This window comes from Patiriisocius sp. 208BN25-11 (assembly GCF_058147145.1).
This window is the reverse complement of record NZ_JBYVJY010000001.1, coordinates 182,781-200,152: the sequence shown is the minus strand read 5'-3', so window position 1 is coordinate 200,152 and position 17,372 is coordinate 182,781. Positions and strand designations below refer to the sequence as shown.

The 17,372-nt window shown below is 36.0% G+C and carries 15 protein-coding genes; 6 read left to right on the top strand and 9 right to left on the bottom strand.

The window, feature by feature from the left end; translation table 11 throughout:
* The first annotated feature begins 200 nt into the window (after positions 1-200).
* From ACY2RS_RS00940 to ctlX, 4 genes are all read left to right on the top strand, one after another.
* Positions 201-1,487: a citrate synthase gene (locus ACY2RS_RS00940; protein ID WP_490096721.1), complete on the top strand. Its 1,287-nt coding sequence runs from the start codon at positions 201-203 to the stop codon at positions 1,485-1,487.
* A 66-nt stretch (positions 1,488-1,553) separates the two neighbouring features.
* Positions 1,554-2,468 (top strand): dimethylarginine dimethylaminohydrolase family protein, encoded by a 915-nt coding sequence (locus tag ACY2RS_RS00935; protein ID WP_490096720.1) that lies wholly within the window; start codon positions 1,554-1,556, stop codon positions 2,466-2,468.
* Positions 2,469-2,523: 55 nt separating this feature from the next.
* Positions 2,524-3,336 (top strand): transporter, encoded by an 813-nt coding sequence (locus tag ACY2RS_RS00930; RefSeq protein WP_490096719.1) that lies wholly within the window; start codon positions 2,524-2,526, stop codon positions 3,334-3,336.
* 85 nt (positions 3,337-3,421) lie between these two features.
* Complete coding sequence (gene ctlX, locus ACY2RS_RS00925) at positions 3,422-4,366, top strand: citrulline utilization hydrolase CtlX (RefSeq protein ID WP_490096718.1); 945 nt, start codon at positions 3,422-3,424, stop codon at positions 4,364-4,366.
* 101 nt (positions 4,367-4,467) lie between these two features.
* Here the strand turns inward: ctlX and ACY2RS_RS00920 are convergent, their stop codons facing one another.
* On the bottom strand, positions 4,468-4,851 hold the full coding sequence (locus ACY2RS_RS00920; protein WP_490096717.1) for a group III truncated hemoglobin: 384 nt from the start codon (positions 4,849-4,851) through the stop codon (positions 4,468-4,470).
* A gap of 108 nt (positions 4,852-4,959) precedes the next feature.
* A complete protein-coding gene (locus ACY2RS_RS00915) occupies positions 4,960-6,384 on the bottom strand; it encodes an SDR family oxidoreductase (protein ID WP_490096716.1) in 1,425 nt (474 codons plus the stop codon).
* A 268-nt stretch (positions 6,385-6,652) separates the two neighbouring features.
* Here ACY2RS_RS00915 and ACY2RS_RS00910 point away from each other — a divergent pair, with 268 nt between their 5' ends.
* On the top strand, positions 6,653-6,823 hold the full coding sequence (locus ACY2RS_RS00910; protein WP_490096715.1) for a hypothetical protein: 171 nt from the start codon (positions 6,653-6,655) through the stop codon (positions 6,821-6,823).
* Positions 6,824-6,872: 49 nt separating this feature from the next.
* On the opposite strand, the gene ACY2RS_RS00905 is transcribed toward ACY2RS_RS00910, so the two are convergent.
* The 3 genes from ACY2RS_RS00905 to ACY2RS_RS00895 form a co-directional block, all read right to left on the bottom strand.
* The gene (locus ACY2RS_RS00905; RefSeq protein ID WP_490096714.1) at positions 6,873-8,660 is read right to left on the bottom strand and encodes a hypothetical protein; all 1,788 of its coding nucleotides are present in this window, start codon (positions 8,658-8,660) and stop codon (positions 6,873-6,875) included.
* Between the two features lie 186 nt (positions 8,661-8,846).
* Positions 8,847-9,278: a hypothetical protein gene (locus ACY2RS_RS00900; RefSeq protein ID WP_490096713.1), complete on the bottom strand. Its 432-nt coding sequence runs from the start codon at positions 9,276-9,278 to the stop codon at positions 8,847-8,849.
* 1 nt (position 9,279) lies between these two features.
* Positions 9,280-9,651 carry a VOC family protein gene (locus ACY2RS_RS00895; protein WP_490096712.1) on the bottom strand — a complete coding sequence of 124 codons (372 nt, stop codon included), beginning with the start codon at positions 9,649-9,651 and terminating at the stop codon, positions 9,280-9,282.
* A gap of 96 nt (positions 9,652-9,747) precedes the next feature.
* On the opposite strand from ACY2RS_RS00895, the gene argS reads away from it, so the two are divergent.
* Positions 9,748-11,517, top strand: coding sequence for an arginine--tRNA ligase (gene argS / locus ACY2RS_RS00890; RefSeq protein WP_490097088.1), 1,770 nt, complete (start codon positions 9,748-9,750; stop codon positions 11,515-11,517).
* A 298-nt stretch (positions 11,518-11,815) separates the two neighbouring features.
* Here the strand turns inward: argS and ACY2RS_RS00885 are convergent, their stop codons facing one another.
* The 4 genes from ACY2RS_RS00885 to ACY2RS_RS00870 all read right to left on the bottom strand — a co-directional run bounded on the left by ACY2RS_RS00885 (position 11,816) and on the right by ACY2RS_RS00870 (position 17,310).
* The gene (locus ACY2RS_RS00885) at positions 11,816-14,398 is read right to left on the bottom strand and encodes a TonB-dependent receptor plug domain-containing protein (protein ID WP_490096711.1); all 2,583 of its coding nucleotides are present in this window, start codon (positions 14,396-14,398) and stop codon (positions 11,816-11,818) included.
* On the bottom strand, positions 14,364-15,272 hold the full coding sequence (locus tag ACY2RS_RS00880; RefSeq protein WP_490096710.1) for a FecR family protein: 909 nt from the start codon (positions 15,270-15,272) through the stop codon (positions 14,364-14,366). The genes ACY2RS_RS00885 and ACY2RS_RS00880 overlap by 35 nt, the downstream gene beginning before the upstream one ends.
* Before the next feature lie 53 nt (positions 15,273-15,325).
* Positions 15,326-15,835, bottom strand: a complete 510-nt coding sequence (locus ACY2RS_RS00875; RefSeq protein ID WP_490096709.1) for an RNA polymerase sigma factor — start codon at positions 15,833-15,835, stop codon at positions 15,326-15,328.
* Between the two features lie 170 nt (positions 15,836-16,005).
* Positions 16,006-17,310 (bottom strand): metal-dependent hydrolase family protein, encoded by a 1,305-nt coding sequence (locus ACY2RS_RS00870; protein ID WP_490096708.1) that lies wholly within the window; start codon positions 17,308-17,310, stop codon positions 16,006-16,008.
* Between the last annotated feature and the right edge of the window lie 62 nt (positions 17,311-17,372).

Sequence of the window (17,372 nt, the reverse complement as noted above, 5' to 3'; positions counted from 1 at the left end):
AAATTGGCTTGGTCTTATAACTTGTGTTCCTAACGTAGCGTTGTTCTCTAATATTTCCGAAGTGATATTCAAACAATCTTTATAAGAATCTCTACATAAATTAAGGTTTATTTAACCAAACTGAAACTCTAAATGTTAAAAAAATTGCGCAATATTTCGTAATTTAGCGCTTCGCAAAAATTTTAATAAGAAAAAGATATATGTCAAAGACTGCTACACTAGAAATTGATGGTAACAAGTATGAGTTTCCGTTAATTACCGGTACCGAAAATGAAACTGCTATAGATATTAAAACGCTAAGAGGAGCAACAGGGGGTATTACTACTATTGATCCTGGTTATAAAAACACGGGTTCTTGCGAGAGTGCCATTACGTTTTTAAATGGAGAGGAAGGAGTATTAAGATATCGTGGCTATGCAATTGAAGAATTAGCAGAGCGTGCAGACTTTTTGGAAGTTTCATATTTGTTGATTTTTGGTGAGCTACCAACAGCAGAGCAATTAGATAAATTTCATACAGATATCAAAGCAGAAAGCGTTGTTGATGATGACGTAAAGAAAATATTAGACGCCTTTCCTAAGTCGGCACACCCAATGGGCGTGTTGTCTTCATTAACGAGTGCATTAACAGCGTTTAATCCTTCTACAGTAAACGTAGAAAGCGAAGAAGAGATGTATAATGCCATCGTGAAAATATTGGGTAAATTCCCAGTATTAGTAGCTTGGACCATGCGTAAGCAAAAAGGATTGCCATTAAATTATGGTGATAACAGCCTTGGATATGTAGAGAACATCTTAAAAATGATGTTCGAAAAACCAAACGAGGAGTACGTTCAAAATGATATTCTAGTGAATGCCTTAGATAAACTTCTAATATTACATGCAGATCATGAGCAAAATTGTTCAACTTCAACGGTACGCATAGTAGGTTCGTCACATGCAGGATTATATGCTTCTTTATCTGCTGGTATTTCTGCTTTATGGGGACCGTTACATGGAGGTGCTAATCAAGCAGTACTTGAAATGCTAGAAGCAATTAAGGAAGATGGTGGTGACACAAAGAAGTTTATGGCAAAAGCCAAAGACAAAGCAGATCCTTTTAGATTGATGGGCTTTGGACATAGAGTATACAAAAACTTTGATCCACGTGCTTTAATTATTAAAGTAGCAGCAGACGAGGTATTAGGAGATTTAGGTATTGAAGATCCAGTATTAGATATTGCCAAAGGACTTTCTTCTGAAGCCCTAAGCGATGAGTATTTTGTAAAGCGTAAATTGTATCCAAATGTAGATTTCTACTCAGGTATTATTTACAGAGCCATGGGAATTCCTGTTGAAATGTTCACCGTAATGTTTGCTCTAGGTAGATTGCCAGGATGGATCGCACAATGGAAAGAAATGCGTGCTCGCAAAGAGCCAATTGGTCGTCCAAGACAAGTATATATTGGAGAAAACCACAGAGACTTTAAAGAGATCTCTAAAAGATAATTTTTTCCTTCGGAAATTTTAAAAGCATCCCACCATTGTCGGGGTGCTTTTTTTATATTTGCTTTCATGATACAATTAAACGTCACCAACGAATTTTCAAAACTAAAAGCTGTCGTATTAGGAACTGCAAAAAGCAATGGTCCTGCACCTTCTTTAGAAGAGGCCTACGATCCAAAATCTGCAGAGCATATCAAAGCAGGTACCTATCCTAAAAATGAGGATATGATTCTAGAAATGGAATCCGTTGCAGCCGTTTTTGAAAAGCATAACGTTACCGTGTATCGCCCCAACCAAATTGAAGATTACAACCAGATATTTTCTCGTGATATTGCTTTTGTGATTGAAGATAAGTTTATTAAAGCCAATATTTTGCCAGAGAGAGCCCGCGAAATTGAGGCCATTCAGTATGTAATAGATCAAATAGACCCTAAAAACATCGTTGAATTTCCTGAAGAAGTTCATGTAGAAGGCGGGGATGTCATGCCCTATGGTGAGTACATTTTTGTAGGGACCTATTATGGTGAAGATTACTCAAGTTATATTACAGCCCGTACAAATATGGCAGCTGTAAATGCATTACAAACCTTGTTTCCAAACAAGACGGTAAAATCTTTTAATCTAAGAAAATCAAATACCGTTGCAGAAGACAATGCCTTGCATCTAGATTGTTGTTTCCAACCTATTGGTCATGGTAGATGTATCATTCATAGAGATGGTTTCTTAGTAGAAGAAGAGTATCAGTGGTTAGTCAATTTCTTTGGTGAGGAAAATTGTTTTCACATCGATAAAAAAGAGATGTATCGCATGAATAGTAACATATTTAGCATTAGTGAAGATGTGATCATTTCAGAAAAAAACTTTACCCGACTAAATACTTGGCTGCGCTCTAAAGGATACACTGTAGAAGAAGTACCTTATGCAGAAATATCTAAGCAGGAAGGTTTATTGAGATGTTCTACAATGCCTTTGGTGAGGGAGTAATTTCTTTACTATGTTTTGTGCGATTTAATTCGACTTTTGAAATGTATGGTATTCTATGAGAATTGTATTTCTAAGTATTTCTTTTTTGATATGTTCAAACACTGTTTTTTCTCAAGGAAAAATTGATGGTTTTTATCGTGGTAGTGGAAATATAACTACAGTACTTGGAGTAGGATTTGAAGATACTAAATCTTATTTTGTAGGAACACAGAAGGAAGATATCAGTAGAAATCTCTATTATGCAAATCTTTATGGAGCTATAGGTGTCAATGAAGATTTTGATATTTCAGTTTCGGTGCCTTATTTAATGAGTAATCAAAATAGGAATTTTCAGGATCTACTGGTTTTTGCTAAATACAAAGTATTAGAAAAAAAGATAGCAAATAATACTTTTCATACCAGCTTAGCAATAGGTTTCTCGACACCTATAAGTAACTATAGTGTTGGTGGGTTAAATGATATTGGGCAGCAAGCTACCATTATTGAAAGTAGAGTGCTTGCTAATTATCATATTCAAACTGGTTGGTTTATGACCTTGCAAAGCGGATATTCTTATAAATTTAATGAAACTCCACATAGCATTCCTGCTGTTGTTAAAGTTGGTCAAACATTAAAATCATGGTATTACGACTTATATTATAATTATCAATATTCTTTTGGAGGAATAGACTACAGGGGGACACCAGCTCCTCAAAATTTTAGAGAGCTTGGGGTAAATTTTCATAAAGTAGGTGGCACATTATATAGGTCTTTTTCAAATACATTTGGGGGCTATATAAGTCTGTCTTGCGTGCTTAGTGGAAGAAATGTATTTCAAGGCCCAGGCTATGGTATAGGATTAGTATATACTATGAATAAACAACAGTAATTTCAACTTATAAATTTAATAGGATGACAAGAGACTCTTTTTTCTAAAATAGGGTATTTTTGCACCTATAAAATTTAGTCGAAAAATGAAACAAATCACCAATACCATTTTAATGATACGTCCAGTAGCATTTAGAATGAACGAAGAAACGGCAGTAAACAACTATTTTCAAGAAGAATTAAACTTGAGAAATAGTGAAATTAATACCAAAGCACAAGAAGAATTTGATGCTTTTGTAGCCAAACTTCGTGGTGTAGGTGTCAATGTAATTGTAGAAGATGATGTGATTGAGCAAGATACACCCGATTCTATTTTTCCAAACAATTGGGTAAGCTTTCATCAAAATGGAACGGTTGGTCTCTACCCAATGTTTGCAGAAAACAGACGCCGCGAAAGACGTGAAGAAATCATTGATAGACTTGAAACTGAAGGATTTCAAATCGAAGGCTTCATGGACTACACAGAGGCAGAGAACGAAGGCTATTTCTTAGAAGGAACAGGAAGTTTATTACTAGACCGTGTGCATGGAAAAGCCTACTGCGCCATTTCACCAAGAGCACATGAAGAATTAATTGTAGAGTTTTGTGAGGATTTTGAAATGGATCCTGTGATTTTTACCGCAAATCAAACGCATAAAAATCAGCGTGAGCAGATTTACCATACCAATGTAATGATGGCGCTCGCCGAAAACTTTGCCGTGATTTGTCTAGATACTATTGACGACAAACATGAGAAGAAAAATGTGATAAAGCATTTAAAAGAAACCAAGAAAGAAATTATAGAAATTACCGAGGAACAAATGCATCAATTTGCCGGTAACATGTTGCAAGTCGTTGGAGCCAATAACCAAAAATATATGGTGATGAGTGAAGCTGCTAGAACGAGCTTGCGAAATGATCAAGTAAAAGCCATTCAGAAACATTGCAAAATTTTGAGTAGCGATTTAACAACCATAGAAACCTGTGGTGGCGGAAGTGCTCGTTGCATGATGGCTGAGGTTTTCTTACCTAAAGGTGTTGCTAAAGTTTAATTTGGTGAATAGTGAGCTGTGATTGGTGAGCGGTTTGAAATAGTTAAGAAGTTGAGGTGTTTATGAGTTTATGAGTATGGTTTTATTATTTTGACCAAAGACTAAAGACTCCCAGTCACTTTAAACTCCATTAAGCCTGAAATTTGTTTGGCTCTTTCTATAATTTCTGTGGCGTTTTTCCCAGAAAAATGATGATTCACATTGATTTCCCATAGTAAAAGCCATTGCTTGAAATGTTTAGAATCCATGTGCTCTTTTTTGTTAAGCGCGATGTGTTTTAGCATTGGGTTTCCTTTGTATGCTGCGTTTTTAAACACGATAGATTCCCAAAATAAATACATGGTAGGTAAGTGTTTCTCCCAATGTACTTTTGCGACTTCTGAAAAAAAATATCCAATACTGGTGTCTTTTTGGACGCTCTCATAAAAAGTATCCACCAAAAATTTGATGTCCTCGGGACTGGTGATATCTTTTTTAGAAATCATAAACTCATGTTATAACTTAATACGATATAGGTCTCCCCATGACCGTGTGGGCTTTAGCTACAGCGGTGGCGCAAGGGATATTTAGAGGGGTGTTTTGCTTATTTTTATTCAATTCTCAGCAATCCTTCGTATCATCCCTCCAAAGATAAAGTAATGAAATGGTAACATACTATACCAATAGGCTCTTCCTAGCAAACCTTTGGGCCTAAAAGTGGCTGTTTGGTGTAGTACATTCTTTTCATCAATTTTAAATTCTAGCCAGGCTTCTCCTGGAACACGCATTTCGGCAAAAAGTAATAACCTTTTTTGTTTTTTGTCTGCTAAAATAACACGCCAAAAGTCTAATGCGTCTCCTTCATATATTTTGTTTGTGTGTGTTCTGCCTCTTCGTAGTCCAACGCCTCCAAAAAGCTTATCAATAGCTCCTCTAACCCGCCAGAGCCAGTTGGCGTAATACCAACCGCGTTCGCCGCCAATTGACCAAATATTTTCAAGAGCCTTTTCTGGATGTATTAATGGTATGGTTTGTTTGTCGGTTACACAACCATGGTCTGGGACTTCTACATATTGTTTCAAGTCTCTCCTAAAACGGCCACTAATCATGCTGTCTTTCCAACTAGAAACAACTTGATTCTGTTTTATTTTTTTGAAAGCTAGTTCTATGGCTTTCATGTATGAAATAGGTTTAATTTTTAGAATTTTTTGTAATCTAGTATCATTGGTTATTACTTCGATACGCATGCTGTCAACCAAATTAAGTGCAAGTTTGTATGAGGTTGAGGTGACAAAATACAACCAGTAACTAGAAAGTTTAGGGGATAGAAACGGAAGGGTAATAATGGTTAGATTTAGTTTTCTATAACGTGCATAGCCTTCCATCATTTGTCGATAGCTAAGTATATCGGGGCCTCCAATATCGAAGCTTTCATTATAGCATTGTTTGTTACCTAAGACGCCAGTAAGGTAAGTTAACACATCTCGAATGGCAATGGGCTGGCATTTGGTTTTTACCCACCTAGGGGTTACCATTAGTGGAAGTTTTTCGCAAAGGTCTCTTATAATTTCAAAAGAGGCACTACCACTTCCCACAATAATTGCTGCTCTTAAAACAGTTACCGCTGCGTTGCCATTGTATAAAATGGTTTCGACATTTTTACGTGACCTAAGGTGTTTGGAGAGGTTTTCTTCGTTGGCAATACCGCCTACATAGATAACTTGTTTGCAGTTTGTTGTTGATAGGTAGGCATTAAAGTTTTTGGCCGCTTGCTCTTCTTTTGCATCAAAATCACTTGTGGAAGAACTCATAGAGTGAATTAAATAATACGCAGCATCAATGTCTTTGGGAAGTTTGTTTGGAACTACCTCTTCCAAAAAGTCAATGATTACAATTTCAATCTGTCTTTTTAAATCTTCTGGAACAGAAAGTCTATTGGCGTCTCTCACCGAGCAAACTACTTGGTGCCCTTCTGCGAGTAAAAGTGGCAGCAAGCGCATGCCTATATATCCATTAGCTCCTGTAAGTAGTATTTTCAATAGTTTTTTTTACTAAAGATACACATCACTTCTGAAATGTTAAAAGATTAGTGAAGTGTTAACTTGATTTTAAGGGTTTTAGGTTTTTTCTTTAGTAGTTAGTCTTTGGATATCTTCCGCTAAGAGTGGAGCATCATTATTTTCGATATATGTTTTATTTTAAAGAAACGCTACCTTTTAGGGCTAAGGAAATGCGTTTCAACTTCGTCCCGATAGCTATCGGGATCGAGTTCAAATCCCGTATCTTAGTCCTCTAAAATTTCAGCAAATGAAAGTACTAAAATGGGTCTTGCTTTTGGGAGGTGTTGTATTATTTTGCTATGGATTGTTCTCCTTGTTTTGTAAACAGGAAACACCTGTTAATCAAGTAATTGGAATGATGGGTGTTGGGGTATTAACTATTCTAGCAGGATTAGCAATTAAAAAGAGGCGTTCATGAAAAAGGCCCACAATGTAGTGAGCCTTTTAGAGTATAATAATACGTCATTTTATAAATGACACACACTAGTTGTTAAAACACAAGTGTCTGGATCAAGAGTATAATCGCGATTTGTACTATTTTGATTTAATTTTGCAGAAATGTTATATCCTTTATCTACAACATTTGAAATGTCCTCAAAAGTGAGTTGTTGTAGTGAGAAAATTAACTTAGTATCTAATACTTCGGTTAACTCAAGAGGATATTCATTTTCTACTGTAGGAGATCCTTCATTTTCTGGAGTTAAAGACAAAGAAATTTCATTAATATACTCTTTATCGTCACCCCTTACAATAACCTCTACTGAAAAGAAATCTTCATCCTCATTTTTGTTAAAACAGTATTTAAGTTTAGCTCCAAAATCCTCTTTTACCTCAACTTCAAAAACTTGTTGCTCTGCTATATTGTTGTCATCATCAAATATTGTTATGGTTGCAATTGCATTTGTTAACGCATCATCTGCATTTACAAAAATTGGATTTTCAATATTGTATTCATAATAATCACCTTTGTCTTCTAACACTAATTCTGCTTCAATGGTTGTGTTGTTATTAAAAGTGACAGATAATTCTGCTCTTCTTAGTTGTTCGATATACGCAGCTCTTATCTTTCCTTTCCCCTTTCTGATGTATTTGCTTATAGGATTGTAAGCAATGTTTGGCGCATTAATAGTTATACCAGAAGCGTCTATAATATCTTCTGTTCTTCTGTAGTCTGCCATATTACCTTCTCCATTATGTGGTATAAGTATAAGCGTTGTAGTTGCATCAATAATAAATTCTGATGCTTCATTAAAACCAATAAAATTATATACAATTCTATCTTCATTGTTACGATACACGTCCATTGTTGCTTGTTCAGATACAGCTCCAGTTTCTGGATTTAAAAGTTGTACATACATAGCGGTTACTTCTTGCAGTCGTTCTCCTCTTAGTACCGCTCTAATGTTTAAAGAGTTGTCTGGAAATCTTTCTACTTTTGTAGCGCCAAGATTAAGCCCAGTGTATGCAGTAAATTGAGCTTCAACTACTGTAGTTTCAAGGATAGATCCATCTTGGCCAATGGGTCTTATACTTGCAGCAATTACATTATTCATAGAAGTGTCACCACCTATAAAAGTTGGATTTTCGAAGCTTACAGAATTTGTCTCCTCTCCTTCTACTAGTCCAAGTTCAAAAGGAATAATCTCTCCATTTTCTCCGTATAATTCACCTTCTATAAAAGATACTTCTGGCGCTAAATCTCCTTTTAATTTAGTTCCTAAATGTGCAGTTTCTGGATTACTATTTTCTGTAATAAGTAAGGGTTTAGTATTTAATTTATTGTTGTCGTCTGCTGTTACTAAATATTCCTGAACTTCTCCAAATGGAGTTCCATCTTCACCCGTATCTTGCACTTTTACAAGCATTAAATTGCCTGTGGGGTCTTCCCCTTCAAATTCATAGTTAGAAATACTATAGGTTATTTTATCTTCTGAAATATTCGTTTGTGGAAGATATAGCTCAGAAACAATTGGGTCTGTTACAATACCTTGTCCAGCAGCAACTCTGGTTTCTATAAAGACTAACTGTCCAAAAGCATCTGCTGTAGGAGGTGTATTTACAGTTATTTTAAATCCACTTCCAACTCTTCGTTTTTTAATTTTAATTCTTTTTATCTTTCCCGTAAATTCTCTAGTTTGTTGCCCTGTAGGGGTGGTAAAATTAGATTCTTGGGTTGTGGGTATTAAATCATCTGCTGTAGAACAGGATATCATTGTAGTTAAAAATGCAAGTACAATTGATTTTAAATATTTCATACTAAAATTTATTGGTTGAAAACCAAAAGTATAAATATTCCAAATTATCAATAAAAAATATTTCTGAAACCTCACTTTCAATTGCTAAAACAATAGCATTTGTTTTTAATGATGTTGAAACAAAATTATTAATTGTTTTTCCCTTTACTTTTTGTAAGCAACAGTGAAGTGTAAAAGAACTAAAAGCTATAAATCTTCGAGTCGAGTAGGAGTTGCTAATGCTTTGGCGTCCATGACTTTTTGCATAAACCTGTGAATGCTTTTATCTTTTGCTTTCGCTTCAATTTTAAAAAAATACTGGTCACGATAGATGGAGTATTCTTCGGCTTTTCCTTTGTATAACACCAATTTGTAATAAGGAATTACTAAAGCATAACTCTCTAACAAAGATCTAAAACCTACAATAATGCCATTAGGGCGCATTTCAATATTACACTGATTTCGATTGTTGTCAAGAATCAATAAGTTCTGGATTTGAACACTCGTCTCTGTAATAATGAGTTTTGTAGATCCTATTCCTTTTCTTTTAAACCGTTCTGCCAGGCTAAAGGGTTTGCCAACTTCGGCATCAATTTTCTGTGCAATTTGTTTGTTGTTATACGATACGTTTACGAGCATTTTATACGTGTTGGTCTATTAAAATGGTATTGCCATCTGGATCTATCACTACAAAACTTGCAGGGCCTGAAGAGCTTTCATCGGCTTCTGTTGCTAGGGCTACGCCTTGTTTTTTTAGGTGTTGTTGTATGGTTCTTACATCGTCAAATTCTTCTAAAGTTTCGGCGCTAGTATTCCAACCCGGATTAAAGGTGATGATATTGTTCTCAAACATGCCCTGAAATAAACCTACTAGCGATTCTCCATTCTTCATAATAAGGTAGTTTCGTTCTAGCGCTCCTCCAAAAACAGAAAAGCCTAAGGCTTCATAAAAGGCTTTTGATGCGGTAATATCTTTTACACTTAAACTAATAGATAATGCTCCTAATGTCATGGTTTTTAAATTTTGGTAGTTGTTCGCTTAAAGATACAAAGAAGTATTCTCAAAAAAAGGTTAAAAAAACTATCTTTGCACCTTCAAAATAAAGCCATGACCTTACAAGAGATCCTTAGTCAAAAAGTTAAAGAAGCTATTAAAAATCTATATCAAGCAGACCTTGAAACGGTAGAGTTTCAAGCAACACGTAAAGATTTTGAAGGCGATATCACCGTGGTTGTTTTCCCAATGCTGCGTGTGGTAAAAGGAAATCCGGTGGCTATTGGAGAAGCTATTGGAAACTATTTGGTCGAACATGTTGCACATGTTACAGCATTTAATGTGGTGAAAGGTTTTTTGAATGTTGTGTTAAGTGATGCTTATTATTTAGAGTTCTTCGGAAATATTAGTGACTGGAACACCTTTGGTACCATTCCACCTAGTGCCGATGCCGTGATGGTGGAGTATGCATCTCCCAATACTAACAAACCTCTACACTTAGGTCATGTACGAAATGTGTTATTAGGCTTCAGTGTGGCTCAAATTGTTAAGGCAAGTGGTAAAAAAGTATACAAAACACAAATCATAAACGATCGTGGAATCCATATTTGTAAAAGTATGTTGGCATGGCAACGGTTTGGAAACAATGAAACTCCAGCTACTTCTGGAAAGAAAGGGGATAAATTAGTAGGGGATTATTATGTGAGATTTGATCAAGAATATAAAAAGGAAATTGCAAGGTTAGTAGCACAGGGAATTTCCGAAGAAGATGCAAAAAAACAAGCTCCTTTATTGCTAGAAGCTCAGGACATGCTCCTTAAATGGGAAGCGGGTGATACAGCCGTAGTTGATTTGTGGAAGACCATGAACGGCTGGGTATACGAAGGTTTTGATGCCACCTATGAAGCCATAGGAGTAGACTTCGATAAAAATTATTACGAGAGCAATACCTATTTACTAGGGAAAGAGTTTATTGCCGAAGGATTGGCATCTGGTGTGTTTGTAAAAGATCCAGATGGTTCTGTTTGGTGCGATTTAACAGACGAGGGACTAGATCGTAAAATCGTATTGCGTGCAGATGGAACGGCGGTGTATATGACGCAAGATATTGGAACTGCCATACAACGTGTAAAGGATTATCCAGACATTACGGGAATGATTTATACGGTAGGAAATGAACAAGATTACCATTTTCAAGTGTTGTTTTTAATCTTGAAAAAACTTGGTTTTGCCTGGGCCGAAAATTTATTCCATCTAAGTTATGGTATGGTTGATTTACCTAGCGGAAAAATGAAATCTCGTGAAGGTACGGTGGTCGATGCAGACGATTTAATTAAAGACATGACGGCTACGGCGAAAACCATTTCGGAGGAGTTAGGAAAGATCGACGACTTTAAAGAAGAAGAAAAAGAAGCGCTTTACAAAACCATTGGTTTGGGTGCCTTGAAATATTACATCTTGAAAGTAGATCCTAAAAAACGTATTTTGTTTAACCCAGAAGAGAGCGTAGATTTCCAAGGAAATACTGGGCCTTTTATACAGTATACCTATGCACGTATTCAGTCTATTTTAAGAAAAGCTGGAACCGATACCGCTACTATTGCTAATGTAGCATTAGATGCTAAAGAAAAAGAAGTACTTAAAACTTTGCAATTGTTTCCTGAAACCATTCAGTTAGCGGCGTCAAATTACAGTCCGGCATTAATTGCAAACTACACCTACGATTTGGTAAAAATCTTTAACTCATTTTACCAAAACGTACCCATTTTTGCTGCAGAAAACAAAGAAGAAAAGGATTTTAGAATTGCCTTATGCGCTGCGGTTGGGGATGTTATTAAAACAGCCTTTTCTTTATTAGGAATTCAAGTGCCAGCAAGGATGTAGGGTTGAAATTGCAACGCTTTTCCCTAGCCCTTCCGCGTGTCGTTGAAGCTTTAACGGACAGCCGTCGGCAAAAGCCTATGGCGGCGGCCGAGGCACAAATGGTAGCGTTTCATAGATTCTACAAATCTCAAAGAAAATGATTCTCCCTTTGAGGGGCGATTTCTCAGTTAGTTGCAAAAATCTAAGTAAAAACTTTTCCCTCCCGAAGCTTCGGGACTAAAGGGGTGTTTTGTTCGAAATTGAAGTTAAAAAAAGTTTGTCAGTCTGAGTTTGTCGTAGACTACATAACAAAGCCCTATCAAAACAACAACTGTAACGAAACATTTGGTGTAAAACCTAAAGAGAATTGATCGATGCGATTAATAGTTGCAGTTCCTTCTGGATTTGTTTCTACTTGGAAATAACTAGCCAACTCATTTCTGGTATCAAATATATTAAGCAAGGCTACGTTAATTCGGGTGCTAAAGGTGTCATCTAGTTTTGCTTCATACACTCCAGAAACATTGGTTCTAAAATAGGGTTTCAGGGTTGCGTTATTTGGAGTATTGTATTGTATTTGCAAAGTGCCATCTGTTGTAATAGCAGTATCATTAATAGGTGTCGTAAATGGAAGTCCCGAATGGTAATTAGCACCAACAGAAAATGTGAAATTTTTTAGTGTATACGTGACAATGCCATTGAGTGCATGTGCGACATTAAAGTTTGCAGGGAATTCTTGCGGATTTAAAGATGCAAATGTGTAATTGCTGTTAGTGTAACTATAACTCAACCAAGTACTCAGATTATTGATTTGTTTTCCAACAGAAAGTTCTACTCCATACGCTGTATAATCTCCAATAGCTTGTGTGTTTTGTAATTGATTTCGAAAGCCAAGATTTTGAGTGTTAATGCCGTCTACTTTTTTGTAAAAACCTTCCCCACTAAGTGTCCATTTGTTTTCTGAAAAATCTGATCCAAGTGATACTTGAGTGCCCTTTACTAATGGATTTGTGGTTCCATCTGCAATAAACCATTGTTTGTTCTCGATGGCTAAAATTTGGTTTTCATTTGCTGTAAATTGTAATACACTTTGGTGTTTTCTTTCTGCTGCTAGAAACGTATTCCAATTTTTTTTAATTTTGTGAGATAGGGTAAGTCTAGGTTCTATTTGAGTGTCAAAAGACGATAGATTGGTCATTCTGCCCCCAAGTGTGACTAGCGTTTTGTCATCAAAAAAAGCTGCAATACCCTGCAGGTAAAATCCATTTGTGATTAAACTAGAATTGTTTGTAGTTGGAATGGAGCTCGATGGTAACACTTGGCTGTTTTCGATAGATGTGTCTGTGTATTGGTATCCGGCTTCTAGAGAAAATTGATCATCGATACGATAACTGGCATCAAATTTTATGGTTTGTTCTTTCACTTCATTTGCTTGTGAAGCTTCGGTAATTATTTCAATTTGTCTATTGTTAGCACTTGCTTTATAGGTGCTTGCGCTATAATGTAACGCAGTACTTAGTTTTGAGTTCCAATCTCTTTGGTAATTAAAACCTCCTAATAATGTGTTCTGCTTTACCTCATTAAAAGTTGCCGTAGAAATGCCATCCATAAATAATCGTTCTGTAAATTGAAGCGCATTATTAATGGTCATAAAATGATAATTGATACGGTCTTTTGGAGAAATATCCCAAAGTGCAGAAATGCTAATATCATAAAAATTAAAGTCTTCATTGGTAGTTCGAACTGCTTCTGTAGTATTGTTATTTAAGTTGGTAATTTCTGTATTCTGAAAGGTGCGTTCAAAAAAAGATTTGTAAATAGGATTCCCAATGCCGTTGTTGATAGAAGTCCTTCCTGAAGCATGCAAGGCAAATGTATTTGAAATTGGAATTTTCGCAAATGCGTTAGCACTACTAAGGTTTACGCCAACACCTCCATCTATTTCTGGCAATATTGTATTGGTTGGGTACATGTGTATTACCCCCGAAACACCTTCACTGTATCTAGGATGTGTTCCGTTTTTATAGATGAGTACATTGTCTATTAAGTTAGGATTAAAAGCAGAGATGAGTCCAAAGAAGTGCCCAGTTTGATACATGCGTATGTCATTCCAAAGAATATTTACTTCATCGCTTGCGCCTCCACGAATATTAATATTAGAAGCAGTTTCATCATAACTTTCGATACCTGGTATCACTTGTGCAATTTGGAGTACGTCGGGTTCAATCAGACTAGGGAGAATTTTAAAATCTTTGTTTTTTATGGTAATTGCTCCTTTGTTTGTTTTGTCAATTCCTTTGGTAATGTAGCTTTTAAGGGTTACTGTTGGTAGCTTGTTTACATAATTGGTAGTAATAAAAACAAAGGGGCAATTGGTTGTGTTTTTGAGAAATTCATAGACCAGAATGTCTTTTACATATAGATCATTGACATACACTTGTAATATTTCATCATCTGCAATGCTATCAATAGATAAAACACCGCTTTTAGAAACAACATATCTCTTATTATTGGTGTCGGTTAGGATCGCATTTATGGGCTTGCCAGACTGTGTTTCAATAAAGGTAGCGCAAAAAGGAACATATTTTTTAGGAAATTGAACTGTAATGTAGCGTTTTCCAATGACAGTAAAAGTAATATTATCTTGCTTGGTGTATACCTCTAATATTTCAGAAAGAGTATTTGAAATATCTGGTGTGTCAATAGTTACTCTGGCCGCTGTTTTACTATTGAAAGAAAATTTAACTTCAAATTTTTGCTCTAGTAAAGAGGCAACTTCTGTAAAAGGAATTTTTTTTAATGGGTTTTGAGCAATACCCTTACTCATACAAATAAAAACTAAAAAGAAGTAACATAGTACACTATAATTACTGGTTTTTAGGATCATAGATTTGTATGTCATTTTCTAAATCTTTGCGATACTTGAGGTTAAGAGGTAGTGTAACAGTGCGCAGAGCCTCGTCTAGATTTGCATGCGTAAAGCTACCAGTATAACGTAAATTTACATCAATATTATTTGTCTGTATAGAAACTTGGTATTGATTTTCAATTTCCATTAGAACGTTGTCTAAAGGAACATCTGCAAAACTACTTTCATTAAAAATCCAAGTAGGCTTGGTTGTATACACCTTATGCTGTATAGCTGTAGTTCCAAATGTGAAAGAATTCCCTGGAGTAACCTTTGTTGTAACTCCATTTGCGGTAACTGTAACCAAGCCTTCATAACAAGTTACTATAAAACTATCGTCTTTGGTGTTCACATTAAACTTCGTTCCTAAAACTTGCACGGTTCCTTTTGAGGTAGCTACTGTAAATGTTTTTCCTTTTGCGACTTCAAAATACGCTTCTCCTTCCAAGGTCACCTCTCTATTAAAAAGCCAACCATACTTTTTAAATGCTACACTTGCATTTTCTTGAAGGGTGATTTTTGAAGTATCTGGTAAAGCTACCGTTTCAATGCTAGCTAATGGTGCATTGATTTGGGTAGGTATTGTTGCTACAAAAACATAAGAAACTACTATTAAAACAAAAATAGCAGCGATTTTTAAGAGCATTGGTAGTGTTCTAACCTTTGTTTCTTTAGGTGCGTTGAAAGCGCTATTCGTCTTTAGTTCTTTTATGCCTGCATCTATATCATGTGTAGGTACTTCAATACGCTTGGTATGCGTATCTATTTTTTTATACAATTCAAAATCAGGCCAAGCGTTGAGTACCTCCATATCTGCTGGAGTTGCTTCATTGTTGAGCCATTTTTCTAATAATTCTTGCGCCTTCATGTTCTTGTTTGTGTCTATATAACAGTTGGTTACTTAAAATACCACCTCGATTGTTATAAATTTTCTATGGTCTCTCTTAATTTTTCTAAAGCATCTAAAACTCTTTTGCCTGCTGCCTTTTCTGAAATATTATAAATCGCAGCAATTTCCTTGTATTTTTTCCCTTCTACACGACTCATTAAAAAAGCAGTTCGTTGCAATTCGGTGAGGTTGTCTAGCGCTTTTTGTAGTTTCTCTCCAAACTGTTTTTCTTCCAATAAAAATTCAGGCGAATAATGATCAGATTTGCGTTGCGCTCCTTCTATGTATTTAAATTGAACCTTTTTATGAGCAACTGTATTTAAAAAAAGGTTGTTGGCAATTGTAAAAACATAGCTCTTCGCTTTTCCAGGAGTTACTTTGCCGCAATTTTGCCATAATTTTAAAAATGCTTCTTGTACCAAGTCGTAGGAAGCATCACGATCTTTAGTCTTAAAAAACATAAAATTTCGCAACGATTGTACATGTGTTTTATAAACAGCATCGAAGGCTTGTTCTTTACAAATAGTTGTTTCTTTTTCCATAATTGTGGGGTCGTAAAACTATGTAAAAAAAAGTTATTTTGGATGTAGTGGTATTTTGGTAGGTAACTTGTTATACTTTATGAGAGGTTATTGGTTACTCTCTAGATTGCTATGAGAAAAGCCGTTTTGTTGCATATCAAAACGGCTTTCTCTTTTACCTGTAATTTGTATTATTCCTTGTAGACGTCTCCTTGTTTCATTACAAAAGCAATGTTTTTTAATACTGAAATGTCCTCTAACGGATTTTCGTTGGTTGCCACAATATCTGCTTGCATTCCTGGGGTTAAAGTCCCAATAGTTTTTTCTTTTCCAAGTAATGTAGCTGCGTTTATAGTAGCCGTTTTAATCGCTTGGTTTTCGTCCATTCCGTATTGTACCATGAGTTCAAATTCACGTGCGTTGGTGCCATGTTTGCTTACACCGCTATCGGTTCCAAATGCTATGTTGATATTTCCTTTTAGTGCTTTTTTAAAAGAGGCTTCTACCACTGGAGCCACCTTTTTGATTTTTTCAATAATCGCAGGTGGGATGTTGGGGTTTACAGAAAGTTCTTCATACACAGAAACACCAGCCAGGAGTGTTGGTACCAAATAAGCACCTGTTTTTTGAAAGAGTTTAATAGATTCATCGTTGAGGTACGAACCGTGTTCTATAGAATGTACACCAGCTCTTAATGCCGCATTTACCCCATCGGCTTCATGTGCATGTGCTGCTACTTTTCTTCCAAGGCTTGCAGCAGCAGCAACAATAGCTTCCATCTCGTCATTGGTTAATTGCTGCCCAACACCTGCTGCTGTGTTGCTTAATACACCGCCAGTTGCTGTTATTTTTATAACGTCGGAGCCTGATTTTACAAGTGCTCTTACGGCTCTTCTACAATCATCACTACCGTCACATATACTCACATCTTGTCCTACCATTTCATGAATGGCATCATTGTAGCCATGAAAATCACCATGTCCGCCTGTGGCAGAAACAGCTCCATTGGATGCCATAATCGAGGGCCCCACAATAAGGTTGTTTTTTATAGCTCTTTTTAGGGCATTCATCACATGCGGGTCACCTCCTAAATTTCTAACGGTTGTAAATCCAGCCATTAAGGTACGTTCTACATACGGAATTGCCTTGTAAGCTGCATCTGCTTCTTCTAGGGTAGTCCATTCATGTGGGTTTGCACTGGGGTTACGTTCATTTGTGATGTGTGTATGCATGTCTATAAACCCCGGCATTACAAATTTGTCTTTGAGGTCAATAATTGTTGTTTTAGAGTTTTCTAATCCAAGCTGTGATGGCTTTAGATAACCTTTCCTTACTTCTTTTATGATTCCTTTTTCTATAACAAGTGTTTGTTGCGTTTTCGGTGAGGATCCTGGAACGTCCAATAAGGTTCCTGCATGAATAATTGTGTTTTGGGCTGTTAACGAAAAGGAGCCTATGCATACTGCGATACATAAAAATGAAAAGAGGTGTTTCATAACTGAAATTTTAGGTTGTTTTTAGTGCATTAAAGATACACTTAAAAGGCTTTTGAATACTC

What these genes read in the sequence shown, in the direction of transcription:
- ACY2RS_RS00940 (WP_490096721.1), top strand. Translation starts at nt 201, where the DNA reads ATGTCAAAGACTGCTACACTAGAAATTGATGGTAACAAGTATGAGTTT.
- ACY2RS_RS00935 (WP_490096720.1), top strand. Translation starts at nt 1,554, where the DNA reads ATGATACAATTAAACGTCACCAACGAATTTTCAAAACTAAAAGCTGTC.
- ACY2RS_RS00930 (WP_490096719.1), top strand. Translation starts at nt 2,524, where the DNA reads ATGAGAATTGTATTTCTAAGTATTTCTTTTTTGATATGTTCAAACACT.
- ctlX (WP_490096718.1), top strand. Translation starts at nt 3,422, where the DNA reads ATGAAACAAATCACCAATACCATTTTAATGATACGTCCAGTAGCATTT.
- ACY2RS_RS00920 (WP_490096717.1), bottom strand. Translation starts at nt 4,851, where the DNA reads ATGATTTCTAAAAAAGATATCACCAGTCCCGAGGACATCAAATTTTTG.
- ACY2RS_RS00910 (WP_490096715.1), top strand. Translation starts at nt 6,653, where the DNA reads ATGAAAGTACTAAAATGGGTCTTGCTTTTGGGAGGTGTTGTATTATTT.
- ACY2RS_RS00905 (WP_490096714.1), bottom strand. Translation starts at nt 8,660, where the DNA reads ATGAAATATTTAAAATCAATTGTACTTGCATTTTTAACTACAATGATA.
- ACY2RS_RS00900 (WP_490096713.1), bottom strand. Translation starts at nt 9,278, where the DNA reads ATGCTCGTAAACGTATCGTATAACAACAAACAAATTGCACAGAAAATT.
- ACY2RS_RS00895 (WP_490096712.1), bottom strand. Translation starts at nt 9,651, where the DNA reads ATGACATTAGGAGCATTATCTATTAGTTTAAGTGTAAAAGATATTACC.
- argS (WP_490097088.1), top strand. Translation starts at nt 9,748, where the DNA reads ATGACCTTACAAGAGATCCTTAGTCAAAAAGTTAAAGAAGCTATTAAA.
- ACY2RS_RS00885 (WP_490096711.1), bottom strand. Translation starts at nt 14,398, where the DNA reads ATGACATACAAATCTATGATCCTAAAAACCAGTAATTATAGTGTACTA.
- ACY2RS_RS00880 (WP_490096710.1), bottom strand. Translation starts at nt 15,272, where the DNA reads ATGAAGGCGCAAGAATTATTAGAAAAATGGCTCAACAATGAAGCAACT.
- ACY2RS_RS00875 (WP_490096709.1), bottom strand. Translation starts at nt 15,835, where the DNA reads ATGGAAAAAGAAACAACTATTTGTAAAGAACAAGCCTTCGATGCTGTT.
- ACY2RS_RS00870 (WP_490096708.1), bottom strand. Translation starts at nt 17,310, where the DNA reads ATGAAACACCTCTTTTCATTTTTATGTATCGCAGTATGCATAGGCTCC.